This is a genomic window from Nocardioides sp. S-1144 (assembly GCF_005954645.2).
Classification (GTDB): domain Bacteria; phylum Actinomycetota; class Actinomycetes; order Propionibacteriales; family Nocardioidaceae; genus Nocardioides; species Nocardioides dongxiaopingii.
In genome coordinates this window covers 823,495-846,746 of record NZ_CP040695.2, presented here as the reverse complement: position 1 = coordinate 846,746, position 23,252 = coordinate 823,495, and the positions used below count along the sequence as shown (strand labels likewise).

At 74.1% G+C, this 23,252-nt stretch carries 24 protein-coding genes; 15 read left to right on the top strand and 9 right to left on the bottom strand.

Annotation, left to right across the window (positions count from 1 at the left end; all coding sequences use genetic code 11):
* Positions 1 to 2: 2 nt before the first annotated feature.
* Complete coding sequence (locus FE634_RS04020; protein ID WP_137292396.1) at positions 3 to 257, bottom strand: WhiB family transcriptional regulator; 255 nt, start codon at positions 255 to 257, stop codon at positions 3 to 5.
* Between the two features lie 137 nt (positions 258 to 394).
* On the opposite strand from FE634_RS04020, the gene FE634_RS04015 reads away from it, so the two are divergent.
* The 8 genes from FE634_RS04015 to FE634_RS03980 all read left to right on the top strand — a co-directional run bounded on the left by FE634_RS04015 (position 395) and on the right by FE634_RS03980 (position 7,096).
* The gene (locus FE634_RS04015) at positions 395 to 631 is read left to right on the top strand and encodes a DUF1272 domain-containing protein (protein ID WP_187366881.1); all 237 of its coding nucleotides are present in this window, start codon (positions 395 to 397) and stop codon (positions 629 to 631) included.
* Between the two features lie 30 nt (positions 632 to 661).
* Positions 662 to 1,144, top strand: a complete 483-nt coding sequence (locus FE634_RS04010; RefSeq protein WP_137292394.1) for a hypothetical protein — start codon at positions 662 to 664, stop codon at positions 1,142 to 1,144.
* Positions 1,145 to 1,212: 68 nt separating this feature from the next.
* On the top strand, positions 1,213 to 2,016 hold the full coding sequence (locus FE634_RS04005) for a glycoside hydrolase family 16 protein (protein ID WP_222847666.1): 804 nt from the start codon (positions 1,213 to 1,215) through the stop codon (positions 2,014 to 2,016).
* Between the two features lie 106 nt (positions 2,017 to 2,122).
* A complete protein-coding gene (locus FE634_RS04000) occupies positions 2,123 to 2,635 on the top strand; it encodes a 2Fe-2S iron-sulfur cluster-binding protein (protein WP_222847665.1) in 513 nt (170 codons plus the stop codon).
* Positions 2,632 to 3,618, top strand: a complete 987-nt coding sequence (locus FE634_RS03995) for an FAD binding domain-containing protein (RefSeq protein ID WP_138875151.1) — start codon at positions 2,632 to 2,634, stop codon at positions 3,616 to 3,618. Before FE634_RS04000 ends, FE634_RS03995 begins: the two co-directional genes overlap by 4 nt.
* Positions 3,615 to 5,720: a xanthine dehydrogenase family protein molybdopterin-binding subunit gene (locus tag FE634_RS03990; RefSeq protein ID WP_148240365.1), complete on the top strand. Its 2,106-nt coding sequence runs from the start codon at positions 3,615 to 3,617 to the stop codon at positions 5,718 to 5,720. The genes FE634_RS03995 and FE634_RS03990 overlap by 4 nt, the downstream gene beginning before the upstream one ends.
* Positions 5,721 to 5,798: 78 nt before the next feature.
* A complete protein-coding gene (locus FE634_RS03985; RefSeq protein WP_187366818.1) occupies positions 5,799 to 6,707 on the top strand; it encodes an SDR family oxidoreductase in 909 nt (302 codons plus the stop codon).
* 38 nt (positions 6,708 to 6,745) lie between these two features.
* Positions 6,746 to 7,096: a hypothetical protein gene (locus FE634_RS03980; RefSeq protein WP_138875150.1), complete on the top strand. Its 351-nt coding sequence runs from the start codon at positions 6,746 to 6,748 to the stop codon at positions 7,094 to 7,096.
* A gap of 37 nt (positions 7,097 to 7,133) precedes the next feature.
* On the opposite strand, the gene FE634_RS03975 is transcribed toward FE634_RS03980, so the two are convergent.
* On the bottom strand, positions 7,134 to 7,532 hold the full coding sequence (locus tag FE634_RS03975; protein WP_138875149.1) for a hypothetical protein: 399 nt from the start codon (positions 7,530 to 7,532) through the stop codon (positions 7,134 to 7,136).
* A 231-nt stretch (positions 7,533 to 7,763) separates the two neighbouring features.
* Here FE634_RS03975 and FE634_RS03970 point away from each other — a divergent pair, with 231 nt between their 5' ends.
* Positions 7,764 to 8,378, top strand: a complete 615-nt coding sequence (locus FE634_RS03970) for a DUF5709 domain-containing protein (protein WP_222847664.1) — start codon at positions 7,764 to 7,766, stop codon at positions 8,376 to 8,378.
* Positions 8,379 to 8,394: 16 nt separating this feature from the next.
* Here the strand turns inward: FE634_RS03970 and ctaD are convergent, their stop codons facing one another.
* On the bottom strand, positions 8,395 to 10,326 hold the full coding sequence (gene ctaD, locus FE634_RS03965; protein ID WP_138875148.1) for an aa3-type cytochrome oxidase subunit I: 1,932 nt from the start codon (positions 10,324 to 10,326) through the stop codon (positions 8,395 to 8,397).
* Positions 10,327 to 10,492: 166 nt separating this feature from the next.
* On the opposite strand from ctaD, the gene FE634_RS03960 reads away from it, so the two are divergent.
* The 4 genes from FE634_RS03960 to FE634_RS03945 are packed head-to-tail and all read left to right on the top strand — an operon-like array spanning position 10,493 to position 14,087.
* On the top strand, positions 10,493 to 11,005 hold the full coding sequence (locus FE634_RS03960; RefSeq protein ID WP_138875147.1) for a SigE family RNA polymerase sigma factor: 513 nt from the start codon (positions 10,493 to 10,495) through the stop codon (positions 11,003 to 11,005).
* Positions 11,002 to 12,255, top strand: coding sequence for a hypothetical protein (locus FE634_RS03955; RefSeq protein ID WP_138875146.1), 1,254 nt, complete (start codon positions 11,002 to 11,004; stop codon positions 12,253 to 12,255). The genes FE634_RS03960 and FE634_RS03955 overlap by 4 nt, the downstream gene beginning before the upstream one ends.
* Positions 12,252 to 13,397 carry a hypothetical protein gene (locus FE634_RS03950; protein WP_148240364.1) on the top strand — a complete coding sequence of 382 codons (1,146 nt, stop codon included), beginning with the start codon at positions 12,252 to 12,254 and terminating at the stop codon, positions 13,395 to 13,397. The genes FE634_RS03955 and FE634_RS03950 overlap by 4 nt, the downstream gene beginning before the upstream one ends.
* A 57-nt stretch (positions 13,398 to 13,454) precedes the next feature.
* Positions 13,455 to 14,087 (top strand): Pr6Pr family membrane protein, encoded by a 633-nt coding sequence (locus FE634_RS03945; protein WP_138875144.1) that lies wholly within the window; start codon positions 13,455 to 13,457, stop codon positions 14,085 to 14,087.
* Positions 14,088 to 14,139: 52 nt separating this feature from the next.
* On the opposite strand, the gene FE634_RS03940 is transcribed toward FE634_RS03945, so the two are convergent.
* Positions 14,140 to 16,116, bottom strand: coding sequence for an MSCRAMM family protein (locus FE634_RS03940; RefSeq protein WP_138875143.1), 1,977 nt, complete (start codon positions 16,114 to 16,116; stop codon positions 14,140 to 14,142).
* 398 nt (positions 16,117 to 16,514) lie between these two features.
* Between FE634_RS03940 and FE634_RS03935 the strand changes: the two genes are divergently transcribed.
* Positions 16,515 to 17,120 carry a hypothetical protein gene (locus tag FE634_RS03935; protein ID WP_138875142.1) on the top strand — a complete coding sequence of 202 codons (606 nt, stop codon included), beginning with the start codon at positions 16,515 to 16,517 and terminating at the stop codon, positions 17,118 to 17,120.
* A gap of 58 nt (positions 17,121 to 17,178) precedes the next feature.
* Complete coding sequence (locus tag FE634_RS03930; protein ID WP_138875141.1) at positions 17,179 to 18,708, top strand: LamG-like jellyroll fold domain-containing protein; 1,530 nt, start codon at positions 17,179 to 17,181, stop codon at positions 18,706 to 18,708.
* A gap of 75 nt (positions 18,709 to 18,783) precedes the next feature.
* On the opposite strand, the gene FE634_RS03925 is transcribed toward FE634_RS03930, so the two are convergent.
* From FE634_RS03925 to aztD, 5 genes are all read right to left on the bottom strand, one after another.
* Entirely contained in the window at positions 18,784 to 19,446 is a 663-nt protein-coding gene (locus tag FE634_RS03925; protein ID WP_138875140.1) for a class E sortase, read from the bottom strand.
* Between the two features lie 136 nt (positions 19,447 to 19,582).
* Entirely contained in the window at positions 19,583 to 20,071 is a 489-nt protein-coding gene (locus FE634_RS03920) for a hypothetical protein (RefSeq protein WP_138875139.1), read from the bottom strand.
* A complete protein-coding gene (locus tag FE634_RS03915; protein WP_187366817.1) occupies positions 20,068 to 20,802 on the bottom strand; it encodes a TIGR03943 family putative permease subunit in 735 nt (244 codons plus the stop codon). Before FE634_RS03915 ends, FE634_RS03920 begins: the two co-directional genes overlap by 4 nt.
* Positions 20,803 to 20,858: 56 nt before the next feature.
* Positions 20,859 to 21,845, bottom strand: coding sequence for a permease (locus FE634_RS03910; protein WP_138875137.1), 987 nt, complete (start codon positions 21,843 to 21,845; stop codon positions 20,859 to 20,861).
* A gap of 161 nt (positions 21,846 to 22,006) precedes the next feature.
* On the bottom strand, positions 22,007 to 23,245 hold the full coding sequence (gene aztD, locus FE634_RS03905) for a zinc metallochaperone AztD (protein WP_187366816.1): 1,239 nt from the start codon (positions 23,243 to 23,245) through the stop codon (positions 22,007 to 22,009).
* Positions 23,246 to 23,252 lie beyond the last annotated feature (7 nt).

The following is a 23,252-nucleotide window of genomic DNA, read 5'->3' as shown; positions in this document are numbered from 1 at the left end:
GCTCAGCCGGCTTCCTTCTTGATCCTGCGGCGCTCGCGCTCGGAGTAGCCGCCCCAGATCCCGAACCGCTCGTCGTTCTCGAGCGCGGCCTCGAGGCACTCGGTGCGCACCTCGCACGTCTGGCAGACCTTCTTGGCCTCCCGCGTCGAGCCGCCCTTCTCGGGGAAGAACGCCTCGGGGTCGGTCTGCGCGCACAGCGCACGCTCCTGCCAACCCGCCGCGTCGGCGTCGTCGAGGAGCAGGAAGAGCTCTCGCACGGCACGACCTCCGACCTGGTTGCTGGTGCGTCGACGGACCGGCCGACCACCACGGAGATTACACGGGTGTGGTTCATCGTGCAGCCGGACCGGGAAGCCCGCGGTCCTGCGGCGCTACCCTCGCTCCCGTGCTGGAGATGCGACCGGGCTGCGAGTGCTGCGACCGCGACCTCCCCGTCGACAGCACCGACGCCTGGATCTGCTCCTTCGAGTGCACGTGGTGCGGAGACTGCGCCCGCGCGGTGCTGCGGATGGCCTGCCCCAACTGCGACGGCGACCTGACCCGGCGGCCGGTCCGTCCGGCGTCCGCGGTCGCGGCGAACCCACCCTCGACGGTGCGCGTGCACGACCCGGGCAGGACCTGGCGGGGTTGACCCGACCCGCGCGCGGGTAGCGGTGCTGCCGTGACCCGCCGCCGGTTCGTCGTCCTGCTCGTGCTCGCCAGCCTGCTGTCCCTCGCGACCGCCCTGGTCCTCCTCCACGCCCCGGGCCACGAGACCCTGGCGGGTTCCAGGACCGAACCCGACGCCCCGGACGCCCCGGCCGAGAGCACCCTGGTCCGCGTCGAGTGCGTCTCCGCGACCGGGGGGTCGCGGCTGAGCGACTCCGGGACCACGGTCGACGTCGGCGCCTCGGACGACGACGAGGTCGCGGAGGACGACCGCTGGACCCTCGACCGGGTCGAGGGCGTCGACCTGACCCGGGTGTCCGACGCGTGCGGGCGGATGCGGACCGAGCGCGTGGCCCACGCCGGCGAGCTCGCCGTGCTCGGTCTGCTCCTCGGCGGCGGGGCCGTGCGCCTGGTCCGCGGCCCCGGCCGTCGGGAACGGCGGAGCCCCGACGCGACGCCGTCGGCCGTGCCCGGCCCCTCGGGCGAGGTGCTGTGAGGCCGGCGGACCGACCTGCGCCCGGTGACGAGGACGGGGATCGCGCCGTCCGGCCCTAGCCTGGCGCCGTGCAGCACCCGACCCGACGCCTCGTCCCCCGCACCCGCCTCCAGGTCGGCGCGGCCCTCGCCGTCGGCGCGGTCCTCGCCGTGACGGCGGTCGGTGCCGCTGCCGGACCGGGCCCGCGTCCCGCTCCCGTGGCGGCCGCCGCGCCCGCCTCCGCGCCGACGGCCCGGGAGGCCGCGGTCGAGCCGTTCTGGGCCGAGGAGTTCTCCGGACGGTCGGGTCGCCGGCCGGACGCGCGGGTGTGGACCAGCGAGGTCGGGAACCGGCGCCAGCAGGGCTGGTGGAACAACGAGCTCCAGTACTACACCCGCGTCGACGTCCGTGCCCGGCTCCCCACCGGCAGGGGCCTGCTCCCGGCGATCTGGATGCTGGGCGACAACGGCCGCACGTGGCCGCGGCAGGGCGAGATCGACGTCGTCGAGGTCGTCGGCGGCGAGCCCCGCACCGCCTACGGCACCGCCCACGGCCCGGGCTACGCCAACGAGGACGGGCTCGGCGGCACCGTCGGTCTCGGCGGCCGCGCGAGCGCGAGGTTCCACCTCTACTCGGTGGTCAAGGAGCCCCGGCGGATCACCTGGCTGGTCGACGACGAGCCCTACTTCACCCTCACCCCCCAGGACCTCCCGGCCGGGCGCGCCTGGGTCTTCGAGCAGGACATGCACCTGCTGCTCAACGTCGCCGTCGGCGGCGACTGGCCCGGTCGGCCGGGCCGTGCGACGAGGTTCCCGGCCACCATGGCGGTCGACCACGTGCGGATGTACGGCACCGGCGTCGTCGACGGCGTCCGGGTCACCAGCCCCCGGTGACCTGACCCCGAGGGACTCGATCCGGAGGCACCGGTCCGGCCCGGTCGGGGAAGGCTCCCCCGCAGGGACGATGTGCGGGGAGCGATCGCTTGCGACGGTGAGTGCCATGCCCCTCCTCCGCCTCACCGTCGACGGCTCGCCCCGCGAGGTCGACGTCGACACCCGGACCAGCCTGCTCGACGCCCTGCGCGAGCGGCTGGAGGTGACCGCCCCCAAGAAGGGCTGCGACCACGGCCAGTGCGGGTCGTGCACCGTGCTGCTCGACGGACGGCGCAGCCTGGCCTGCCTCGCCCTCGCGGTGGCCCACGACGGCGCCGAGGTCGTGACCGCGGCCGGGCTGGGCACCGCCGACGAGCCGCACCCGGTGCAGCAGGCGTTCCTCGACCACGACGGCTACCAGTGCGGCTACTGCACGCCGGGCCAGGTCTGCTCGGTCGTCGGCATGCTCGAGGAGGCCGCGCTGGGGCACCCGAGCCACGTGACCGCCGACCTGGATCCCGACGCCGGCGTCGACCTCGACGACGCGGAGGTGCGTGAGCGGATGAGCGGCAACCTGTGCCGCTGCGGGGCCTACGCCGGCATCCTCGACGCCGTGCGCCAGTCGGTGGGTGCGCGGTGAGGGAGCTCACCTACGTCCGGGCGACGAGCGCGGCCGAGGCCGTCGCCGCCGTCACCGCCGACCCGCACGCCCGCTACCTCGGGGGCGGCACCAACCTCGTCGACCACCTCAAGCTCGGCATCGCCTCGCCCGAGGTGCTGGTCGACGTCAGCCGCCTGCCGCTCGACGCCGTGGAGGAGACCGAGCGCGGGCTGCGCATCGGCGCCGCGGTCCGCAACAGCGACCTGGCCGCCCACCCGCTCGTCCGCACCGACTTCCCGGCCCTCAGCCGGGCCCTGCTGTCCGGCGCCTCCGGCCAGATCCGCAACCAGGCCACCACCGCCGGCAACCTGCTCCAGCGCACGCGGTGCGTCTACTTCCAGGACGCGTCGACGCCGTGCAACAAGCGTGAGCCCGGCAGCGGGTGCTCGGCCCTGGAGGGCTACGGGCGCTACAACGCCGTGCTCGGCGCGAGCGAGTCCTGCGTGACCACGCACCCCTCCGACATGGCCGTCGCGATGAGCGCCCTCGACGCCGACGTCGTCGTCCTCGGTCCCGACGGCGAGCGGCGGGTCGCCCTCGACGACCTGCACCGGCTGCCCGGTGCCCACCCCGAGCGCGACACCACCCTCGCCCACGGCGAGCTCATCACCGCCGTCGAGCTCACCCGGTCGCCGGCCACGCGCACCTCGACCTACGAGAAGGCACGCGACCGGGCGTCGTACGCCTTCGCCCTGGTGTCGGTCGCGGTGGCCCTCGACGTCGTCGACGGCGAGGTCGCCGACGTGCGGATCGCCTGGGGCGGCGTCGCCCACAAACCCTGGCGGGCCCGCACCGCCGAGAGCCTGCTGCGCGGCGGTGGCCTCGACGAGCAACGGGTCCGCGACGCCGTCGCCGAGGAGCTGCGGGCGTCCGAGACCGGCCTCGACACCGCCTTCAAGGTCCCCATGCTCACCGGCATCACCGCTCGCGCCGTGCTCCGGCTCGCGGGGGCGACCCGATGACGGCGCGCCCGATCGCCGTCCGTGCCGTCGGCGCCCACCTCGACCGGGTCGACGGTCCGCTCAAGGTCACCGGCCGCGCCCCGTACGCCGTCGAGCACGGCTCCGACGAGGGCGTGCGCGACCACCTCACGGCCTGGATCGTCGGCGCACCGGTGGCCCGCGGCCGCGTGCTGCGCGTCGACGCGACGCGGGCGCTGTCCACCGCCGGCGTCGTGTCGGTCCTCGACCACACGAGCGCGCGCCGCCTCGCCGACACCGAGGACGGCGAGCTGGCGATCCTGCAGGACGACCGCATCCACCACCGTGGCCAGGTCGTGGCGGTCGTCCTCGCCGAGAGCGCCGAGGCGGCGCGCGAGGGCGCCCGCCTCGTGGAGGTGCACGTCGAGGCCCGGGAGCACGTCGCCGACCTCGACGAGGGTGACCTCTACGCCCCCGAGGAGGTCAACGCCGGCCACGAGACCGACTGGGCCGACGGCGACGTCGACGCCGCCCGCGCCGACGCCTCCGTGGTCGTCGACCAGGAGTACTCCACCCCGCAGGAGCACAACAGCCCGCTGGAGCCGCACGCCGTGTCGGCGTTCTGGGACGAGGACCGGCTGACCCTGTGGGACTCCACCCAGTCCGTGCACGGCGTCGCGCAGACCCTGGCCCCGATGCTCGGCCTCGAGGTCGACCGGGTGCGGGTGCGGGCGCCGTACGTCGGCGGCGGGTTCGGCAGCAAGGGCCTGCCGCACTCCCCCGAGATGGCGGCCGCGCTCGCGGCGATGTCGGTGCCGGGCCGCTGGGTCCGGCTCGCGGTGACCCGGCAGCAGATGTTCGCCCTGACCGGCTACCGCACCGAGACCCGCTCGCGGATCCGGCTCTCGGCCGAGCCCGACGGCCGCCTGCTGGCCGTCGAGCACGACGCCGTCAGCCAGACCTCGCGGCTCAAGGAGTTCGCCGAGCAGACCGCGACCATCTCGCGGATGATGTACGCCGCCCCGGCCCGCCGCACCACGCACCGGGTGGCGGCCCTCGACGTCGCGGTGCCCTCCTGGATGCGGGCGCCCGGTGAGATGCCGGGCGCCTTCGCCCTGGAGGTCGCGATGGACGAGCTCGCGGTCGCCTGCGACGTCGACCCGGTCGAGCTGCGGGTGCGCAACGAGCCGGCGACCGATCCCGAGACCGGCAACCCGTGGAGCGACCGGCGGCTGGTGGAGTGCCTGCGGACGGGGGCGGAGCGGTTCGGCTGGACCGGCCGCGACCCGCGGGCCGCGTCGCGGACCGAGGGTGACTGGCACGTCGGCACCGGCGTCGCCGCGGCGACGTACCCGGCCCTGTGGATGGCGGGCAACGTCGCCCGCGTCGAGTCGCGCGCCGGCGGGCGGTACGCCGTCGGCATCGGCGCCGTCGACCTCGGCACCGGGGCCCGCACCGTCCTGCAGCAGATCGCCGCCGACGCGCTCGAGGTCGACGTCGCCGCGATCGACCTGGCCATCGGTGACACCTCGCTGCCCACGGCCACCGTCGCCGGCGGCTCCTCGGGGACCGCGTCGTGGGGCACCGCCATCGTGCAGACCGCGCAGCAGTTCCGCGCCGACCACGGTCACGACCCCCTGCCCGGGCTGCACAGCCGGACCGAGGCCGAGTCCTACCCCGAGCCGGAGAAGCACGCGCTGCACTCCTTCGGGGCGGTGTTCGCGGAGGTCCGCGTCGACCGCTGGACCGGCGAGGTCCGGGTCTCCCGCCTGCACGGCACCTACTCGGTCGGCCGGGTCGTGAACCCGACCACCGCGAGGTCCCAGCTGCTCGGCGGCCTGCTCATGGGGCTGTCGGCCGCGCTGCACGAGGACGGCGTCCGCGACCCGCGGTTCGGCCACGTCGTCACCCAGGACCTCGCGACCTACCACGTCGCCTCGCACGCCGACGTCCCACCGGACCTCGACGCGCGCTGGCTCGACGGGGCCGACACGCTCGCGACGCCGTTCGGCGGCCGCGGCATCGGGGAGATCGGGATCGTCGGCACCGCCGCGGCGATCGCGAACGCCGCCTCGCACGCGACCGGCGTCCGGGTGCGGGACCTGCCGGTCACCGCCGACGCCTTCCTGCCCGGGCGACCCTGACCGCGAGCCGACCGCGAGCTGACCGCGAGCCGACCGGGTCGCACGAGTGGGCGCCGCCCTTCGTGGGCACCGGTGCCGATGGACGACTCCAACCCGACCCCCGACCCCCGGACCCGCCACGACCAGCCCTCCGGCGACGACGAGCACCTCCCGCCCCCGGGCGACCCCGACTCCGTCACCGACCAGATGGGCGAGCAGCCCGACCACGGCGAGAACAGCTACGTGGGTCACGGCCGGCTCGACGGCAAGGTCGCCCTCGTGACCGGCGGCGACTCCGGCATCGGTCGGGCGGTGGCCATCGCGTTCGCCCGCGAGGGCGCCGACGTCGCCCTGGTGCACCTGCCCGGGGAGGAGGAGGACGCGCAGCGCACCGCCGACTGGGTCGTCGATGCCGGTCGCCGCGCCCTCCAGCTGCCCGGCGACGTCCGCGACGAGGAGTTCTGCCGCGACGCGGTGGCCCGGACGGTCGACGAGCTCGGGCGCCTCGACGTCCTGGTCAACAACGCGGCCCACCAGATGGCGCAACCCGGCGGCCTCACAGACATCAGCACCGAGCAGCTCGACCGGGTCGTGCGGACCAACCTCTACGCGATGTTCTGGCTCAGCAAGTTCGCCCTGCCCCACCTCTCGGCCGGGTCGAGCATCATCAACACCTCCTCGGTGCAGTCCTCCTCGCCGTCACCGGAGCTGCTCGACTACGCCGTCACCAAGGCCGGCATCGTGAACTTCACCCGCGGCCTGGCCGGGCAGCTCGGTGGCGACGGCATCCGCGTCAACGCCGTCGCCCCGGGACCGATCTGGACGCCGCTCATCCCCGCCACCATGCCGGAGGAGAAGGTCGAGGTCTTCGGCGAGTCCACCCCGCTGGGCCGCGCCGGCCAGCCGGCCGAGCTCGCGCCGACCTACGTCTTCCTGGCCTCCGACGACGCCAGCTACATCTCCGGCGAGGTCGTGGCCGTCACCGGCGGCAACCCCGTCAACACCTGAGCCAGCCCACCGCTCGACGTCCCTCGAAGGAGACCACCGTGAACGACGTCCCCCACCACGACGAGCTCCCCCTGCCCGACTACGACCACCTGCCGGTCGGCTCGCTGGGCCACCGGATCCGCAGCCTCGACGCCGACGGCGTGACGGCCCTCCTGGACTACGAGCGCGCCCACGGCGACCGGTTGCCGGTCGTGCAGGTGCTCCAGCACCGGCTCACCGAGCTCGAGGACGGGGCACCGACCAGCGGCGGCGACCCGACGGCCGTCGCGCCGGAGGCCCCGCTCGGGGAGGCCAGCGACTCCCTGGGGAGCGCGTCGCGGCGCGAGGGCCCGGCCGTGAACCCGCCCTCGCACGGCGACCCGACCAACCCGGCCCAGCCCCGCACCTGATCGCACGGGCCGACCGACGCCACCGGCGTCGGTCGCGCTAGTCGACCCCGAGCGCGACGAGGAGCACCAGCAGGATCGTGACGGCGGCCAGCACCCCGTGCAGCGCGATGGCCGGGCGCGGCATGCGGTCCTCCGAGCGGACCGGTCCCTGGCGCGCGCCCCTCAGGGTGCGGGCCAGGAGCACCTCGCCCAGGGCCGCGCCCACGAGCAGGTCGGCGAGCCCGAGCCACGGCAGCACGTCGTCGCGCAGCTGCAGGTGGGCGATCCACATCGCGATCCCGACCAGCGCGACCAGGGGGTGGACGAACAGCAGGAACGGCGACAGCGCGGTCGTCGGCGAGCCGGCCTCGGGTCGGTGCGCGTCGGTGGTGAACAGGAACAGGTAGGTGCCGCCCAGGGCGGTCACGATCCACATGCCCAGCGCTGCCTCGGCCATCGCGTGCTCTCCTCGATCTCACGGCGTCGCGCGCCGGCGTCCACCCGTCCGGTCCCGCACGCTGCCGGCTCCCGGCCGGCGTCCACGGGCAACCCCGCGGTGCCCACCCGAGCCCGCCGGCACTCAGGTCGGGCGCCTCGTCCTCGCAGCGCCGTGGCGTGGTTTGCCGGCGGCGCGCCAGGGCACCGGGCGGAACCACCCCGACGAACCCGAGGACACACGGAGCGACCGATGACGACGGACCCAGGCCAGACCGACCCGACGGGGATCGACCCCGCCATCGACGGTGCGGGCGACGACGGCAACCCCGGCGAGAGCTACCACGGCTACAGCGTCGACGACGAGGACCAGGCGCAGTCGACCGGTGACAGCCTGGTTGACGACGACCGCGTGGGCCCCGACCCGCTCGACGAGGGGTACTCGCCGCCGGAGAAGTGGTCCGCGGCCCAGCGCTTCGGCAACACGCCCTGGGAGGAGGCGCAGGGCGAGGACCTCGCGCAGCGGGTCGCCCAGGAGGAGCCCGAGCCCGACCCGTACGTCGAGGCCGAGGCGATCCCCATCGAGCGGCTCGACGTCGACGACGACACCGACGCCCTGAGCACCGCCGGTGGGCGACGGGCCGGCCGGCTCGTGGCCCCGGACGAGGGCGTCCACGAGGTCACCGACCGGGACGAGGTGGCCGCCGACGTCGGGATCGACGGGGCCGGTGCCGGCGCGGAGGAGGCGGCGATGCACGTCCTGGACCCCGTGGTGAGCCCCGTGGTCGACGACGTCCTCACCCTCGACGACGTGCTGGCCGTCGACGCCGTCCTCGCCCCCGAGCCGGAGCTGGACGACCCGGCCTGACCCGCGCCGGCCGGCGTCAGCGCAGCAGGGCGATCAGCAGCATGGCGCCCAGGGCGCACCCCACGCCGGTCAGCACGAACAGCGCGGTCAGCCAGCGCCGGCGCTGACCGCGGCCGTCGCCGCCCGGGTCGTCCGCGCCGGCGCTGCGCCCGGTGTCCTCGCCGTCCCCGGCGTCGCGACCCGCGGTGCCGCCCGCGCCGACCTGCGCCCCCAGGTGCTCGGCGCGGCCGGTCTCGTCCGGGGCGTCGACCAGGGTGCCGCCGTCACCGTCGGTGGCCCGCGGGTTCTCCTCGACCTCGGTCATCGCCACCTCGGGGTGGTGGACGTCGAAGGCCGGCGACTCAGACCTGATCCGGGGGATGCCGGTGAAGTTGTGGCGGGGCGGGGGGCACGACGTGGCCCACTCCAGGGAGCGGCCCCAGCCCCAGGGGTCGTCGACGCCGACGAGCGGGGCCCGCCTGCTGACGTAGACGTTCCAGAGGAACGGCAGGGTGGAGGCGCCGAGGAGGAAGGACCCGATCGTGGAGACCTGGTTGAGCAGGGTGAACCCGTCCTCGGACAGGTAGTCGGCGTAGCGGCGGGGCATCCCCTCCACGCCCAGCCAGTGCTGCACCAGGAACGTCGTGTGGAACCCGACGAAGAGCAGCCAGAAGTGCAGCCGGCCGAGACGCTCGTCGAGCATCCGACCGGTCAGCTTGGGCCACCAGAAGTAGAACCCCGCGAACATCGCGAAGACGACGGTGCCGAAGACGACGTAGTGGAAGTGCGCGACGACGAAGTAGCTGTCGGTGACGTGGTAGTCGAGCGGCGGGCTGGCCAGGATGACGCCGGTGAGGCCTCCGAACAGGAACGTGACGAGGAAGCCGCACGACCAGAGCATGGGGGTGTCGAACGACAGGGAGCCGCCCCACATCGTGCCGGCCCAGTTGAAGAACTTCACCCCGGTGGGGACGGCGATCACGAAGGTCATCGCGGAGAAGAACTGCACGTTGACGGCGCCGGTGACGAACATGTGGTGCGCCCACACCGCGATGCTGTAGAGCGCGATCGCCACCGTGGCCCCCACCAGGCCGACGTAGCCGAAGATCGGCTTGCGGGAGAACACCGGGAGGACCTCGCTGACGATGCCGAAGAACGGCAGCGCGATGATGTAGACCTCCGGGTGCCCGAAGAACCAGAACAGGTGCTGCCACAGGATCGCCCCGCCCGTGCTGGGGTCGAAGACGTGGGCGTCGAGCTGTCGGTCGGCCTCCAGCATCAGCAGGCCACCGGCGAGCACGGGGAAGGCGATGAGGACCAGCAGGCTGGTCACGAAGGTGTTCCACGTGAAGATCGGCATCCGGAACATCGTCATCCCGGGGGCGCGCATGCAGATGATGGTGGTGATCAGGTTGACCGCGCCGAGGATCGTCCCCAGCCCGGCGAGCCACAGCCCCATCACCCACAGGTCCGCGCCCACCCCCGGGCTCCGGCTGTCGTCCGACAGCGGCGTGTACGCCGTCCACCCGAAGTCGGCGGCACCCCCCGGCGTCAGGAAGCCCGCGGCCACGATCAGTCCACCGAACAGGAAGCACCAGTAGCTGAACATGTTCAGCCGGGGGAACGCGACGTCCGGAGCGCCGATCTGCAGCGGCATGATCGCGTTCGCGAACCCGAAGAAGAGGGGCGTCGCGAAGAGCAGCAGCATCACGGTGCCGTGCATCGTGAAGAGCTGGTTGTAGAGCTCCTCGTTGACCACCTGCTGGCCCGGCATCGCCAGCTCGGAGCGGATCACCATCGCCATCAGCCCGCCGAGGGCGAACCAGGCGAAGGAGGTGACGAGGTAGAGCTTGCCGATGAGCTTGTGGTCGGTGGTGGTCAGCGTCCTGACCAGCTGCTGGCCGAGCGGCGTCCGGGCCGGCGCCTCGGCCCTCTGGGGGCCGGCGGGCCTCGGGGTGGTGGTGGTCATCGGGGGTCGCTCACCGGGTCGGGACTCAGCTCCCCGGGGTTCGAGGCAACGACCGGTACCCAGATCCGCGGTCGTCATCGTCCCCGTCCCCGAGAATCCCGACGGCCGGGAATCCGCCCCCACCAAAGGCATCCGTGTGAGCGTTCTCCTGGCGACGGAGGTGTGGATGAGGGACGACGACAGCGACGGGTTCACCGCGTGGGCAGCAGGCGCCGAGCGCCAGCTGCTCCGCTCGGCCGTCCTGCTCACCGGCGACCTCCACCGCGCCCAGGACCTGGTGCAGGAGGCGATGGTGAAGGTCGCGATGCGGTGGCCCCGCCTGCGTGAGGAGCAGCCGACGGCGTACGCCCGCACGATCGTCGCGCGCGACAACGTCTCCTGGTGGCGACGCCGCCGCCACGAGGTCGTCGTCGACCCCGCCACCGCGGCCGGCAGCGGCCACCCGTCGGTCACCACCGACGCCGAGGCCGGCCTCGTCGTGCGCCGGGCGCTGGCCCGGCTCACCCCGCGGCAGCGCGCCGTCGTGGTGCTGCGCTACTTCGACGACCTCACCGAGCACGAGACCGCCGAGGTCCTCGGCATCGCCGTCGGCACCGTCAAGAGCCAGAACCGGGTCGCCCTCGCGCGCCTCCGCGACGGCGCACCCGAGCTGCTCGACCTGATCGGAGGACCACGATGACACTCGACGCCGACGACCTGCACGACGTCCTCGACCGCGCCACGGACGCCGTCGCGCCGGTCGGGATGGCGGCGCGGGCCCTCAGCAACGCGCGCCGTCGCCGCACCCGGCGCCGCGGCATCGCGGCGGGTCTCGCCTCGGCGGCCGCCGTGGCCGGCGTGGTGGTCGCCGTCCAGGGCGCGGGCGGTCCCACGGCCGAGCCGCCGGCGGCGCCGGCCACCACGACCACCGCGCCGCCGACACCGGCCGAGCCGCTGGTCGCCCCCGACATCCCCCTCGACCGCATCCAGGACCGGTGGGACCCCCGCGGTGCCGAGAGCCTCCCGGTGCTCGACCTCGGCGTCCCGCGGGTGCTCCCGGTCATCGACGGTGGCACGGGCGCGGTGGGCACCGCCGTCGCGCTGCTCGACGGTGACGGCGAGACCCTGCTCGTCGGCGCCGACGGCACCCAGGCCGCACTCGACCTGCCCGACGGGCTCGGCACCCGACGCTCGGTGCGGCTCTCGCCCGACGGGCGCCGGGTCGCCGCCGTCGGGTCGAGCGGCTTCTTCTGGCGCGACCTCGACGGCGGCCTCGACGGCGACCCCGATGGGGGCGGCTGGGAGCGGGTCGAGGTTCCCGCCCACGCCCGCGAGGGCTCCGTGGGCTGGCTCCCCGGAAGCGCCGTCGTGGTGCTCCAGGGCTACGGTCCCGGCGTCCGGGTCGACCTCGCCACCGGTGCCACCCGGCTCCTGCCGCACCTCGCCGAGTACGTGTCGTGGGCCGCGGACCCCGAGGGTCGCCTGACCTACCAGCGGCGCGCCGACGAGCCGAGCACCGCCGGCGCCGCCCTCGTCAGCGAGGACGGCGACGGCGGCACGGCGGAGGCCTTCCCGGGGCCCCTGGAGAGCATCCAGCGCTACGCGCTGTCGGACTCGTCGCTGGCCGCGGCGCGCGCCAACGGCGCCGTCGTCGGCGGCCGCCCCGCGGCGCACGACGTCGACGGGCTGATCGCCCTCGACCGGGCCACCCTCGCGACCCGGGCGCTGCTCCCCGTCGAGGACCGCGCCGGCTACTACGCCGACGGCGGCCACCTCGTCCCGACGTCCTGGCTCGACGACGACACCGTGTTGTTCACCGTGCTCCCGAGGGACGCCGCCAAGGAGTACCTCATCGCCTGGGACGTCGAGAGCGGCGACCTGTCGCGGGTGGCCTGTTGGCCCACGGAGTACTCCACATCCTTCGCCACCGACCTGCTGGCTCGGCGATGAGGACGGTGGTGGCGCTGGCCCTGCTGCTGATCCTCGGCGCGTGCAGTCCTGGGAGGGCCGAGCCGCAGGAGGGGCTCGGGTCGACGACGCCGACACACGCGGCTGTCACCACTCGACCGGCGTCGCCGGACCCGAGCGGCTACCCCGGCGACGTCGTGCGCCTGCCGCGCGACCTCTCCGACCTCCCACGGCTGCGCACCCGGCTCCCACGAGCCGTGCCGAGCGACCCCGCCGCGCTGCCCTCGCTGCTGTCGGACCCGCCCGGTCGGGCGCTGTTCGCCCACCACCCGCCCGAGGGTCGCGGCGACACGCCGGGCTGGTCGGGCGAGACCGTGCTGCTCCTCGGCGCCGACCGCCGCTGGCGGCGCCTCGACCTGGGCGACCTCGGGCTCGCGGAGGCCGCCCACCCCGGGCCGGACACCTACGGCGCGGGCAACCTGTCGCCGGACGGGCGGTGGTGGGCCGGTCGGTCGCGCGCCGGCGTCGTGCTGCTGGACCTGCGCACGGGCGAGCACCGCGTCGTCGACACCGGCACCGACTGGGTCTCCGAGGTGCGCTGGCTGGCCGACAGCAGCGGGTACGACGTCGTCGACGGCGTCCGGGGCCGCAGCCAGCGGGTCACGGTGCCGAGCCTCGAGGTCACCGAGCTCCCCTACCGACTGTGGCAGGTCGGCACCGAGCCCGACGGCACCGTGCTGTCGCTGCGCCGGGTCGAGGCCGGCACCGCCGAGCTGGTCGAGCACGTCGGCGGCGACGTGGTCGTGCGCGGGCGCCTGTCGATCCCGGGACTGGGTCGCGGCGTCACCCGGCTCCGGGCCGTCGTCCCCACCGAGGGACGCTTCGCGGTGGGCCACCAGCCGCGGCCGCTCGACTTCCGCAGGGTCGAGATCGTCGTCGTCGACACCGAGAGCCAGCGGGTCGAGCACGTGCTGCGGCTCGACAACCGCGGCTACACCGTCCGCGAGTGGTCCTGGCTCGACCCGCGGACCCTGCTCGTCGGCACCGACGACGGCGTCCTGGCCTGGCGACCGGACGAGGGCCGGCTACTCCGCGTCGTCGACGTCCCGGTCGCCCCCCGCGACCGCTACTGGACCTGGGCGGCCGCCGGTGCCCCCGTCGGCGGCAGCGCCACCGGGTCCTGACCAGCCGCCGCGGCGCTCGTCCTGACGGAGCGGCCGGCCGGACCCTAGGGTGACGCCATGGGCGCTGCGCGGAGGTGGCACGTCGCCACCGCGGCGCTGGCCGTCGGCGGGCTGACGCTGCAGCTCGTGCTGGTGATCATCGGGAACCCCGTCCTGGCCGAGGTCGAGCCGCCCGGGCTCGGCCTGCGCCTGTACCGGTTCGCTGCCTACTTCACGGTCGAGAGCAACGCTCTCGTCGCCTACGCGGCCCTGACCCTGGCGCGCGACCCGCTGCGGGACGGACCCCGGTGGCGGGTGGTCCGGCTGGCCGGCATCGTGGCGATCACGGTCACCGCGCTGGTCCACTTCCTCCTCCTGCGGCCGCTGCTCGACCTGGAGGGCTGGGACTACGTCGCCGACAAGGTGCTCCACATGGCGGTCCCCGCCGTCGCGATCCTCGGGTGGCTCCGGTACGGACCGCGCCCCCGCGTGTCGTCGGCGACCATCTGGTCCGCCCTGGCGCTGCTGCTGGGCTGGACCGCCTGGACCCTCGCGTTCGGCCAGCTCGACGGCTGGTACCCGTACCCGTTCCTCGATCCCGACGAGGAGGGCTGGCCGGGCGTCGTCGTGGTGCTGGTGGGCGTCCTGGCCCTCGTCACGGCCCTGTCCCTGGCCGCCCGGTGGTGGGACCGGCGTCCGGCCCGTCAGTGAAGCCGGCGCGGCCGGCGCGACAGCACCAGCACGACGGCGCCGCCGCCGACGATCAGCGCGCCGGCCAGGACCAGCAGCAGCACCGGGGGGCCCCCGGTGTCGGGGAGACCGGTGCCGTCTCCCGAGCCCGCACCCCCGTCGGAGGGTGAGGTCGAGGACGTCGGCGTGGGCCCGTCCGACGTCGGCGACGCGGTGGCCGTGGGCGACGTGGTGGCCGTGGGTGAACCCGTGGTCGTGGTCGACGGGGTGGCCGTGGGCTCGGTCGTGGCCGGCTGCAGGAGGAAGTCCAGGCCCCCACGGATCTCCCCGGCCGCGGTGGTCGTGAAGGGCAGGGTGGCGGCTCCCCGCACGTCGTAGCCGTCGGGGCGGTGACGGTGGCGGTGTGGGCGCCCGGGTCGAGGTCGTCGACGAAGTAGCCGCCCGCGGCGTCGGTGTCGACGGCGACGGGAGCGCCCGGCCCGTCGACGGTCACCGTCACGCCCGCGACCGGACCGTCGTCGTCGCTCACCTGTCCCGACGCGGCGCCGGGACGGACGAGGGCGAAGTCCTGGCCGGTGACGTCGACCGAGCCGACGACGGCGTCCCTGGTCGTGGTGCCGGTGTAGCCCTCGGGCGGTTCGATGCTGATCGTGTAGCTGTCGGCGTCGACGCGCGGGAACGTGTAGCGGCCGTCGCCGTCGGTGACGGTCGTGACCACGGGACCACCACCGGTGGGCGTGAGCCTGACCGGGACGCTGCCGAGCCCGTCGCCGCCGCCGGTGCCCCGGCCCGAGACGTCCGGAAGGGACCGGATCGTGAAGTCCTGGCCGGTGATCGGGGTTGCGCCGACGGCCAGGCCGCCGATGACGGTGCCTCCGGGGCCCGGCACGTAGCCGTCGGGGACGGCGATCGCGATCGAGTAGCCGGCGTCGACGGGGTTGTCGTCGAAGAGGTAGCCGCCGTCCGGACCGGTCGTCAGCGTCACGACGGAGGCGTCGGGCCGGGTGAGCGTGACGCTGACGCCCGCGACCGGCGCGCCGCTGGGGTCGGTGACGGTCCCGCTGATCGGCTGCGGGACGACCTGGCGCACGGTGAAGTCGGCGCGCGAGGCCGGGGAGCCGTCGTTGCCGCGGTTGTCGACGGCCCTGGCGGAGGCTCCCACGACGGCGCACCCGGGCGGGGCGGTCACGCGCACCGTGTAGCCGCTCTGGGTGGCGAACTCTCCCAGGTCGTAGTCGCCGGCAGCGTCCGGGCTCACCGAGCCGAGCGGATCGCCCGACGGCGAGACCAGGGTCAGCACGGTGTCCTCGACCGCGCAGGTGCCGGAAGCCACGGCGACGGCGCCGCCGATCGGGCGTGCGCGGCTCACGAACCAGGTCTGGTAGACCGGGAAGCCGGCGCGGCGGGTGAAGACGAGGGTCAGGCTGCGCAGGCGGACGTCGGGCTCGAACCAGCCGGTGGCCCCGTCGGTGTCGGTGGCGGTCGGGTTGCCGACGAGCGTCGAGGTGCCGGCGTTCCAGGTCGGCTGGTCGGCGCCGCCGGCGTAGTTGAACCCGCCCTTGAACCACGAGTCGACCTCCGCGGCCGGCACCGGCTCGCCGGCGGCGTCCAGCGCCGTGACGCGCACCTGGTCGGCGTCGATGTCGCCGAGGACGAACGCCCAGCCGGTGTCGGGTGTCGGGCGGTCGAAGGTGTATGTGGTGGTCGACGGACCGCTGGCGTTGTCGACCTTGGGGCGCAGCGCGAGGTACGGCGAGCCGACGCTGCTGCCGTACTTCTGGCCCGGCGGCGTGGTGGCCCCCAGGAACGTCGAGGCCCCCGAGGGCAGCTGCACGTTGGCGCGGGAGTCGGTGGCGACGGCGGCGGCGGGGAAGCCCGCGGAGCGCTGCTGCACGGACGTCGCGTAGGCGTTGGACGTGCCGGTGATCGGCGACCACGACGCCCACCGGTCGGTCGCGGCCTGCGCGGGCGCGGGGGTGAGGAGCGGGAGACCCGCCACCAGGAGGGCTGCGGCACACGCCGCCACCACGAGCTTGCCGAGCCGAGTCATCGGGCACTACCTCTCCCCGGGGTCACCGGCTCTGCCAGGACGGCAACCCGGCGTGACGGCAGGCGCCAGGCTCGCCCGCCCCGTCGGGAGCCGGGTGGCACTGGTCCACGTGGCCGCCGAGGTGGCCGACCGGCCACCCCGGCGCCCGTGTGGACTAGTCCGTTCGGGCCGTCGTGGGCCAGTGACGGGCGCCACACACCAGTTTCCCGCGGATTCTCCTGCGGGCACGCACGCCGGCACGCAGACTTCTCGCAGCAGGGAGTCACCGCATGGCTGCCGAGGTCCAGCTGTCCGCTCGCCGGGCGGCGCGGTCCGCGGCGGCGAGCCAGGACCAGCGCAGCCCCCTGTTCCCCCCACATCAGCGCCGCACCGGCGCGCCATCGAAGGAACACGTCTCCATGAAGACCCCCAGCACCCGCATCGCCAAGATCGCCGGGATCATCTCGACCCCGATCGCCCTGCTCGTCGTCGGACTCATGGTCTGGCAGTCCTCCTACGCCGCGTTCACCGGCACCACCCGCAACTCGGGGAACTCCTGGGCCACCGGCTCGGTCGCGCTGACCGACGACGACGCCGGCTCGGCCCGGTTCCAGGTCGCCGACATGCAGCCCGGTGACACCGACAACGCCTGCATCAAGGTCACCGCGAACGCCACGGTGCCCGGCACCGTGCGCGGCTACGCCGTGAACCCGATCATCTCCGGCAAGGGCCTGGAGGACCGCGTCTTCGTGACCGTCCAGTCCGGCAACGGCGGCACCTTCGCCAGCTGCACCGGGTTCGTGGCCGAGGGCACCATCATCCCCCGCATGCCGCTGTCGACCCTGGCCGGCTACGACGACTACGCCGACGGCGTCGGCGGCTGGGACGTCGACAAGGGCACCCAGTCCAAGACCTACAAGGTCACCTGGGACTTCGACGCCACCGGCATGACCCAGACCCAGGTCGACGCGCTCCAGGGTTCGCTGACCGGCATCGACTTCCAGTGGGAGCTCCAAAGCAGCTGAGGTCCTGCCGGACCGAGACGCACCAGGTCATGCACCCGACTCGACCGAGGGGTCATCGATGACGTCGGCCAACGCGGCGGCCCCCGGTCGGGTCGACGGGGGCCGACCCGCCGCTCCCGCCCGTCCCAGCCCCTGGTGGGGATGGGCCAGGCTGACCACCATCTGCCTGGCGCGCGCCTACCGCGGCGGCGTCCTCACCCTGATCGCCATCGCGGTGGTCCCGTGCGTGCTGAGCATGTCCTCGCACGTGATCCGCAGCGGCTCCATGGAGCCGAACATCCAGGTCGGCGACGTCGTCGTCGCCCAGCCCCTGCCCGAGACCGGTCCCCTGCCGGTCGGCCGCGTGATGATCTTCACCAACCCCGCCACCGGGGCGGACGAGCAGCTGGTCCACCGCATCAACGAGCGCCTGGACGACGGCCGCTACATCACCGCGGGCGACGCCAACGAGGTCACCGACGCCACCCCGGTCGAGCGCTCCCTGTTCCACGACCGCGCCATCCTGCTCGTGCCCTACGTCGGCCTGCCCGTCACCTGGGTCGCCGAGCGCGACCTGGCGCCCCTGGTGTTCTGGGTCGCCCTCACGATGCTCGCCTTCGCGGTGGCCTCGCTGCGGGTGGTGCCGCGCACCAGGAACGCGCCACCCGACGACGAGGGCGACGAGGAGGACCAGGACCAGGACGGCTCCGACGCACGGGCGACCGCATCGCCCCCGGCTCGGCGCCGGTCGCTGCGCTCCCCCGGCACGCGGCGACTGCTCTCCCTCGCGACCGCTCCCCTGGCCCTGCTGGTCGTCCTCGGGTCGACCACGGTGGCCACGGCTGCCTTCACCGACACCACGAGCACCGCCTCCAACCGCTGGAAGGCCTCGAGCACGCTGTACCAGCGCTACACCGCCGCGGTGATGGCCGACGCACCCCAGTCCTTCTACCTCCTCGACGAGGTCGGCGGCGCCCTGGCCGCCGACCGCTCCGGCGCGTCGCGCACGGGCACCTACACCGGCCTGAGCGCCTACCGCGTCCCCGGCGCGCTCCCCCGCAACCCCGGCACCGCGGTGAGCATCAACGGCGGCACCGACCGCATGGTCACCGGCGGCGGGGCCACCGGTGGTCCGGTGAACTTCAGCATCGAGCTGTGGTTCAGGACGGCGACCACCGCCGGCGGCAAGATGGTCGGCTTCGAGTCGACGCGGGACAACACGTCGAGCCAGTACGACCGTCACGTCTACATGCGCGCCAACGGCCGGATCACCTACGGGCGGTGGGGCTTCCTCGGCGGCTCGGTCGTCGAGTCGCCGACGGCCTACAACGACAACCAGTGGCACCACCTGGTCGTCTCCGTGACCGGCAACGGGACCGGCCTGTTCTCGTCCTCGCGGGCGGTCATGTACCTCGACGGGGTCGCCGTCGACTCGGGTGCGACCAGCGTGCCGGGCGCCTTCTCCGGGTGGTGGCGCGTCGGCTACGGGTCCCTGCCCACCGGCGTCGGGGCTCCGCCCGCCTCCTGGTCGGCCAGCGTGGACCAGCTCGCGATCTACTCCACCGCGCTGAGCGCCCAGCGCGTCGTCGCGCACTGGAACGCCCGCTGACCGGCGCCGCGACGGCGACCGGCGCGACTCGGCGCGACGCTGCCTGCACCGCCCACGGCGGGGCCATGGGTCGGGTCAGCGCCGCTCGACGGAGGCGAGGTGTCCGAAGGCGACCAGGCGGTCGTCGGTGTGGAACAGCTCGGCGCAGGTGGTGAGGGTGATGAGCCGCTCGGCCCCCGGGTCGGGGCCGACGCCGCCGTCCGGGTTGACGGGAGCCGGGGCGACGACCCAGCCGGCGGTGAACGGGACGCGGAGGTCCTCGCCGCCGGTGTCGAGGACGTAGGTGTACACCGCGTCCCGGGTCTCGACCACCAGCTCGTCGCCCGCCTCGAGCTCGGGCATGTCGCGCAGCGGCTCGCCGTGCGTGACCCGGTGGCCGGCCAGGGCGTAGTTGCCGACCTCCCCGGGCTGCGCGGAGTCCTCGAAGTGGCCCAGGCCGGAGGCGAGCGCGTCGTCCTCGACGCCCTGGAGGATCGGGACGGCGTAGTCGTCACCGAGGGCCGGCACCCGCAGGACGGCGTCGGCCCTGCCCTGGTCGGTCTCGACGTCGGTGCCGCCGGCGGGGTCGTCCCAGGTCCGGTGGAGCTGCTCGACGGTCTCCTGGTGCCGCTGCTGCGACACGATGTTGGTGCCGTACAGCTGCCAGCCCACCCAGCCGAGCAGGGAGAGGCCGCTGAGCACGAGACCGAGGCCGAGCCAGAACGCCCAGCTGCGACGCGGTCGTCGGGCGCGGGACACGTCCGTGGCCCGATCGTCGTGGCGGTCGGTCACCCGGCGTCCCCGTCCCTCTCCGCCGGGGCAGCGGCGCCGGCCCGGCCCTCGTCGAGGAGGTCCATCGTGCCAGGGTCGCCGGCGGTGAGCGCCGTCCCGCGCCTCACCTCGCGTTCGAGATCGGGGGCCGGTTGCACGTCTCACCGATGTGGATCGCCAGCGCCTCGGCCTCCACGCCGTCCTGGCGGTCGACGATGTCGTCCGCCTCGACGACGTCCTGCGCGGTCGCGTCGTCGGGGAGCCCTCCCATGACCTCGACCAGGAACTCGACGCCGCCGCGCGCGGACTCGGACAGGGCGGCACCCGCGCTGAGCTCGTCGAGCTCGCGGACCGCGGCCCGGATCCCTTGGACGGTCTCGGGCGCAGGAGCCGCCAGGTGCTTCTCCCGCGCCGCGACCAGGGAGCCGAAGCCGGCGCAGAACTCCTCGCCCGAGACGATGGGCGGGGCCGGGGTGCCGCTCGAGGCGCTGCTCGGGGAGCCGGCTCCCGGGTCGGGGTTCGTCACGGGTTCGCGGTCACCCACCACGAACGCCGCACCGACGACCGCCAGCACCGCGACCGGCGCCGCCAGCCGGCGTGGGCGCGGGCTCACTCGTAGGTCTGCTTCGGCGTCGCGATCTGCTCGACGTCGGTGGCGGTGAGCACGGGCGGCGTGCGGCCGTCGGTACCGGAGCCGGGGACGTAGGTGCCGGTCACGGTGACCCACTGGTCGCGCGGCGGTCGTGCGGCCCCGTCGTCGGCGGCGTCGACCTCGACCTGGAAACCCGCCGCGTCGGCCGCGCAGCAACCGATGGTCAGTCGCGTGACGTACCAGTTGTCGTCCTTGTCGTAGGACACGAAACCGGTGAGCTCGACCGGCTGGCCCTCGAGGGTGGTACCCCCGTCCTGGGCCCGCCAGATGAACTCCGTGACGTCGACCGGCACCACCTCGTCCGAGCTCAGGGTGGTCAGGGAGGCCGGCTCGACGACCGACTGGGTCTCCCCGGCACGTCGTTCCGCGAGGTAGGAGCCGAGCTGCGGCGGGCTGATCACGAAGGTCACCAGGCCGGGCAGGACGAGGAGCCAGGTGACCAGCGGGATCGGCCCGTGCCCGTGGCCGTCGTCGCCGTCGTCACCGTGGTCGTGGTCGTGGTCGTCGCTCCGCGAGCCGGTCCGGTCCGAGGCGACGAGGCCGATCGCGAGTCCGAGGAGCAGCACGCCGCTGAGCAGGATCGGCCACTTCATCCACGGTGTGACGTAGCGCAGGTAGGCGTCGGTGAGCGAGAGGCGGACCAGGACGGCGCCGAGGAACGCCATCAGCAGGCCCTGGGTGGGCCGGGACATCGTCCCGGCAGCGAGCCGCGCTCGCAGGCTCGACCTCGGGGACGTCGGGTGCGTGCTCACAGCAGCCACCATCCCACCCCGACGGCCGAGAGGATCGCCGTCGCCACCACCACGGGCACGAACTGCCGGGCGAAGGGGCCGCCGAAGGTGCCGGCCTCCATCGCGGCGAGCTTGACGTCCATGGCCGGCCCGACCACGAGGAAGACGAGCTTCGCGGTGTCGGAGAAGGCGGTGAAGCTGGCCGCGACGAACGCGTCGGACTCCGAGCACAGGGCCACCAGGAAGGCGAACAACGCGAGCGTCAGCACGCCGAGCACGGCCTGGCCGGCCACGGTCTCGACGATCGAGCGCGGCACGAAGGTGTTGATGCCGGCGGCCAGGATGGCGCCGATGACGAGGAACCCCGCCGCGTGCAGGAAGTCGTGGCGCACCGTCTCGACGAACTTCTCGCGCTTCGACATGTCCTCACCGAACGCCTCGAGGCGCTTGGTGATCGGCAGCCTCGCCCCTCGCGACAGGACCCACCAGCCGACGAGGACGGCGGTCAGCAGCGAGGCGACGAACCGGGCGACGACCATGCTGGGCTGACCGGGGAACGCCACGGCGGTCGACACCATCACCGCCGGGTTGATCGCCGGGGCGGCCAGGAGGAAGGTCAGGGCGACGGCGGGCGCGATGCCGCGGCGGATGAGGCTGCCCGCGATCGGCACGGCCGCGCACTCGCAGCCGGGCAGCCCGATCCCGGCCACCCCCGCCACCGGGACCCCCAGGGCCGGGTTCTTGGGCACGACGCGGTCGAGCACCTTCTCCGAGAGCAGCGCGGAGATCACGGCCGACAGGATCACCCCGATCACCAGGAACGGCGTCGACTGGATCACGATCGCGACGAAGATCGTGCTCCACGTCGCGAGCGAGGGGTGGTCGAGCAGCGGCACCAGCCAGCGTCCGCCGAGGAGGACCGCGAGGACCACCAGCGCCACCACCTCGGTCTGCCCGAGGTAGGACCGCGGTCTGGTGACCTCGGACTGAGGTGGACTCGTCATCGTGTTCCTCCCGATCGCCTGGCGCGCACCAACTGATATCGGTATTGAACACCGATATCGATTGTTGTGGTCCGGCTGGTGTCCATCTCGAGACGACGACCCGAGCCTTCGGCCCGTCCAGGACGGGTCGGGGACTCGGGTCGTGCCGTTGGCCGTGGTGCCTAGCCGGCGACGGCGATCTCGTTGGGGGCGACGTCGAGGGTCGCCGTCGCGAGCACCTCACCGGTGGTGAGGTCGACCGCGTGCACCTCGCTGTCGGCGGGATCGGTCACGTAGGCGACGGTGCCGGCCACCTTGATGGCCGGGTGCGGGTCCTGCCACTCGGCCGGGCCCTCCCAGGCGTCGACGACCGGGAACGCATCGGTCAGCTCGCGGGTCTCCGGGTCCATCACGTGGATCGCTCCGTCGGTGGCCAGGATGTAGGCCAGGTCGTCCGGGCCACGAGCCACGTCGCGGAAGGTGTACTCGACGCCCTCGGGCAGCTCGACGACCTCGTGGGTGGCCGCGGCGGTGTCGATGACGGCGACCTCGTCGAGCAGGTAGCCCTCCGCGTCGGGGTCGGTCTTGTAGTCGCCGACGACCAGCGGGCTGGTCTCGCTGACGTAGGCGTTGCCCATCCGGCCGTAGGGCTGGTCCGGGGCGGCCAGCTTCTGGAAGGCGCCGTCGACGTAGAGCAGTGCGCCGTCGTCGCAGCCGAACACGACCGCCTCGTCGGCCGCGGTGCCCTCGCCGTGGATGCCGGGGCACTGGTCGTTCTCGGCGATCACCGTGCCGTCCTCGTCCTGCGCGACGGCGCCGGAGCGCGACTCGGCGTCACCGACGGTGGTGAGCAGGGTGCCGTCCTCGAGGACGATCGAGACGCCGTGGTGGGCCTCGACGCCCGGCACGGTCGTGGTCTCCGGCGCCTCCTCGGACGCGGTCGCGAGGCTCGCGGTGTCGATGACGGTGGTGTCGCTGGTGCCGTCGGCGTACAGCACGGTCCGGCCCGCGTGCGTGACGACGTGACCGGGAGTGTCGGCCTCGAAGACGACGTCGGTGAGCTCCGCCTCCCCGCTCTCGGTGCCGGCACCGGTGTCGAGGAGCTGGAAGCCGTCGGCCACCGTCACCATGACGTGGCGGTCGTCGCCGGCCGGGTTGAGGCGGGTGAACTCCTCGGAGTCCACGTCCGCGACGACCTCCATCGTCGCACCGTCGAGGACGACGATGCCGCCCTCGTAGCTGACCGCGACGCGGGGTGAGGTGGGCGCGGGCGTCGAGCCCGGCGACTGGCTCGACGAGCCTCCCGGCTCGCCGTCGCCGGCGGACTCGTCCTCGTCCTCCGACGAGCAGCCGGCCAGGACCAGCAGGGCGGTCGACGAGATCGCCGCGAGGCGGACTCGCCGGGACAGGGGTGTGTGCATCGTTGTC

Coding starts and splice junctions, on each gene's coding strand:
- FE634_RS04015 (WP_187366881.1), top strand. CDS start 395: ATGCGACCGGGCTGCGAGTGCTGCGACCGCGACCTCCCCGTCGACAGC.
- FE634_RS04000 (WP_222847665.1), top strand. CDS start 2,123: ATGCCCCTCCTCCGCCTCACCGTCGACGGCTCGCCCCGCGAGGTCGAC.
- FE634_RS03990 (WP_148240365.1), top strand. CDS start 3,615: ATGACGGCGCGCCCGATCGCCGTCCGTGCCGTCGGCGCCCACCTCGAC.
- FE634_RS03985 (WP_187366818.1), top strand. CDS start 5,799: ATGGACGACTCCAACCCGACCCCCGACCCCCGGACCCGCCACGACCAG.
- FE634_RS03975 (WP_138875149.1), bottom strand. CDS start 7,532: ATGGCCGAGGCAGCGCTGGGCATGTGGATCGTGACCGCCCTGGGCGGC.
- FE634_RS03970 (WP_222847664.1), top strand. CDS start 7,764: ATGACGACGGACCCAGGCCAGACCGACCCGACGGGGATCGACCCCGCC.
- ctaD (WP_138875148.1), bottom strand. CDS start 10,326: ATGACCACCACCACCCCGAGGCCCGCCGGCCCCCAGAGGGCCGAGGCG.
- FE634_RS03960 (WP_138875147.1), top strand. CDS start 10,493: ATGAGGGACGACGACAGCGACGGGTTCACCGCGTGGGCAGCAGGCGCC.
- FE634_RS03955 (WP_138875146.1), top strand. CDS start 11,002: ATGACACTCGACGCCGACGACCTGCACGACGTCCTCGACCGCGCCACG.
- FE634_RS03950 (WP_148240364.1), top strand. CDS start 12,252: ATGAGGACGGTGGTGGCGCTGGCCCTGCTGCTGATCCTCGGCGCGTGC.
- FE634_RS03945 (WP_138875144.1), top strand. CDS start 13,455: ATGGGCGCTGCGCGGAGGTGGCACGTCGCCACCGCGGCGCTGGCCGTC.
- FE634_RS03940 (WP_138875143.1), bottom strand. CDS start 16,116: ATGACTCGGCTCGGCAAGCTCGTGGTGGCGGCGTGTGCCGCAGCCCTC.
- FE634_RS03935 (WP_138875142.1), top strand. CDS start 16,515: ATGAAGACCCCCAGCACCCGCATCGCCAAGATCGCCGGGATCATCTCG.
- FE634_RS03930 (WP_138875141.1), top strand. CDS start 17,179: ATGACGTCGGCCAACGCGGCGGCCCCCGGTCGGGTCGACGGGGGCCGA.
- FE634_RS03915 (WP_187366817.1), bottom strand. CDS start 20,802: ATGTCCCGGCCCACCCAGGGCCTGCTGATGGCGTTCCTCGGCGCCGTC.
- FE634_RS03910 (WP_138875137.1), bottom strand. CDS start 21,845: ATGACGAGTCCACCTCAGTCCGAGGTCACCAGACCGCGGTCCTACCTC.
- aztD (WP_187366816.1), bottom strand. CDS start 23,245: ATGCACACACCCCTGTCCCGGCGAGTCCGCCTCGCGGCGATCTCGTCG.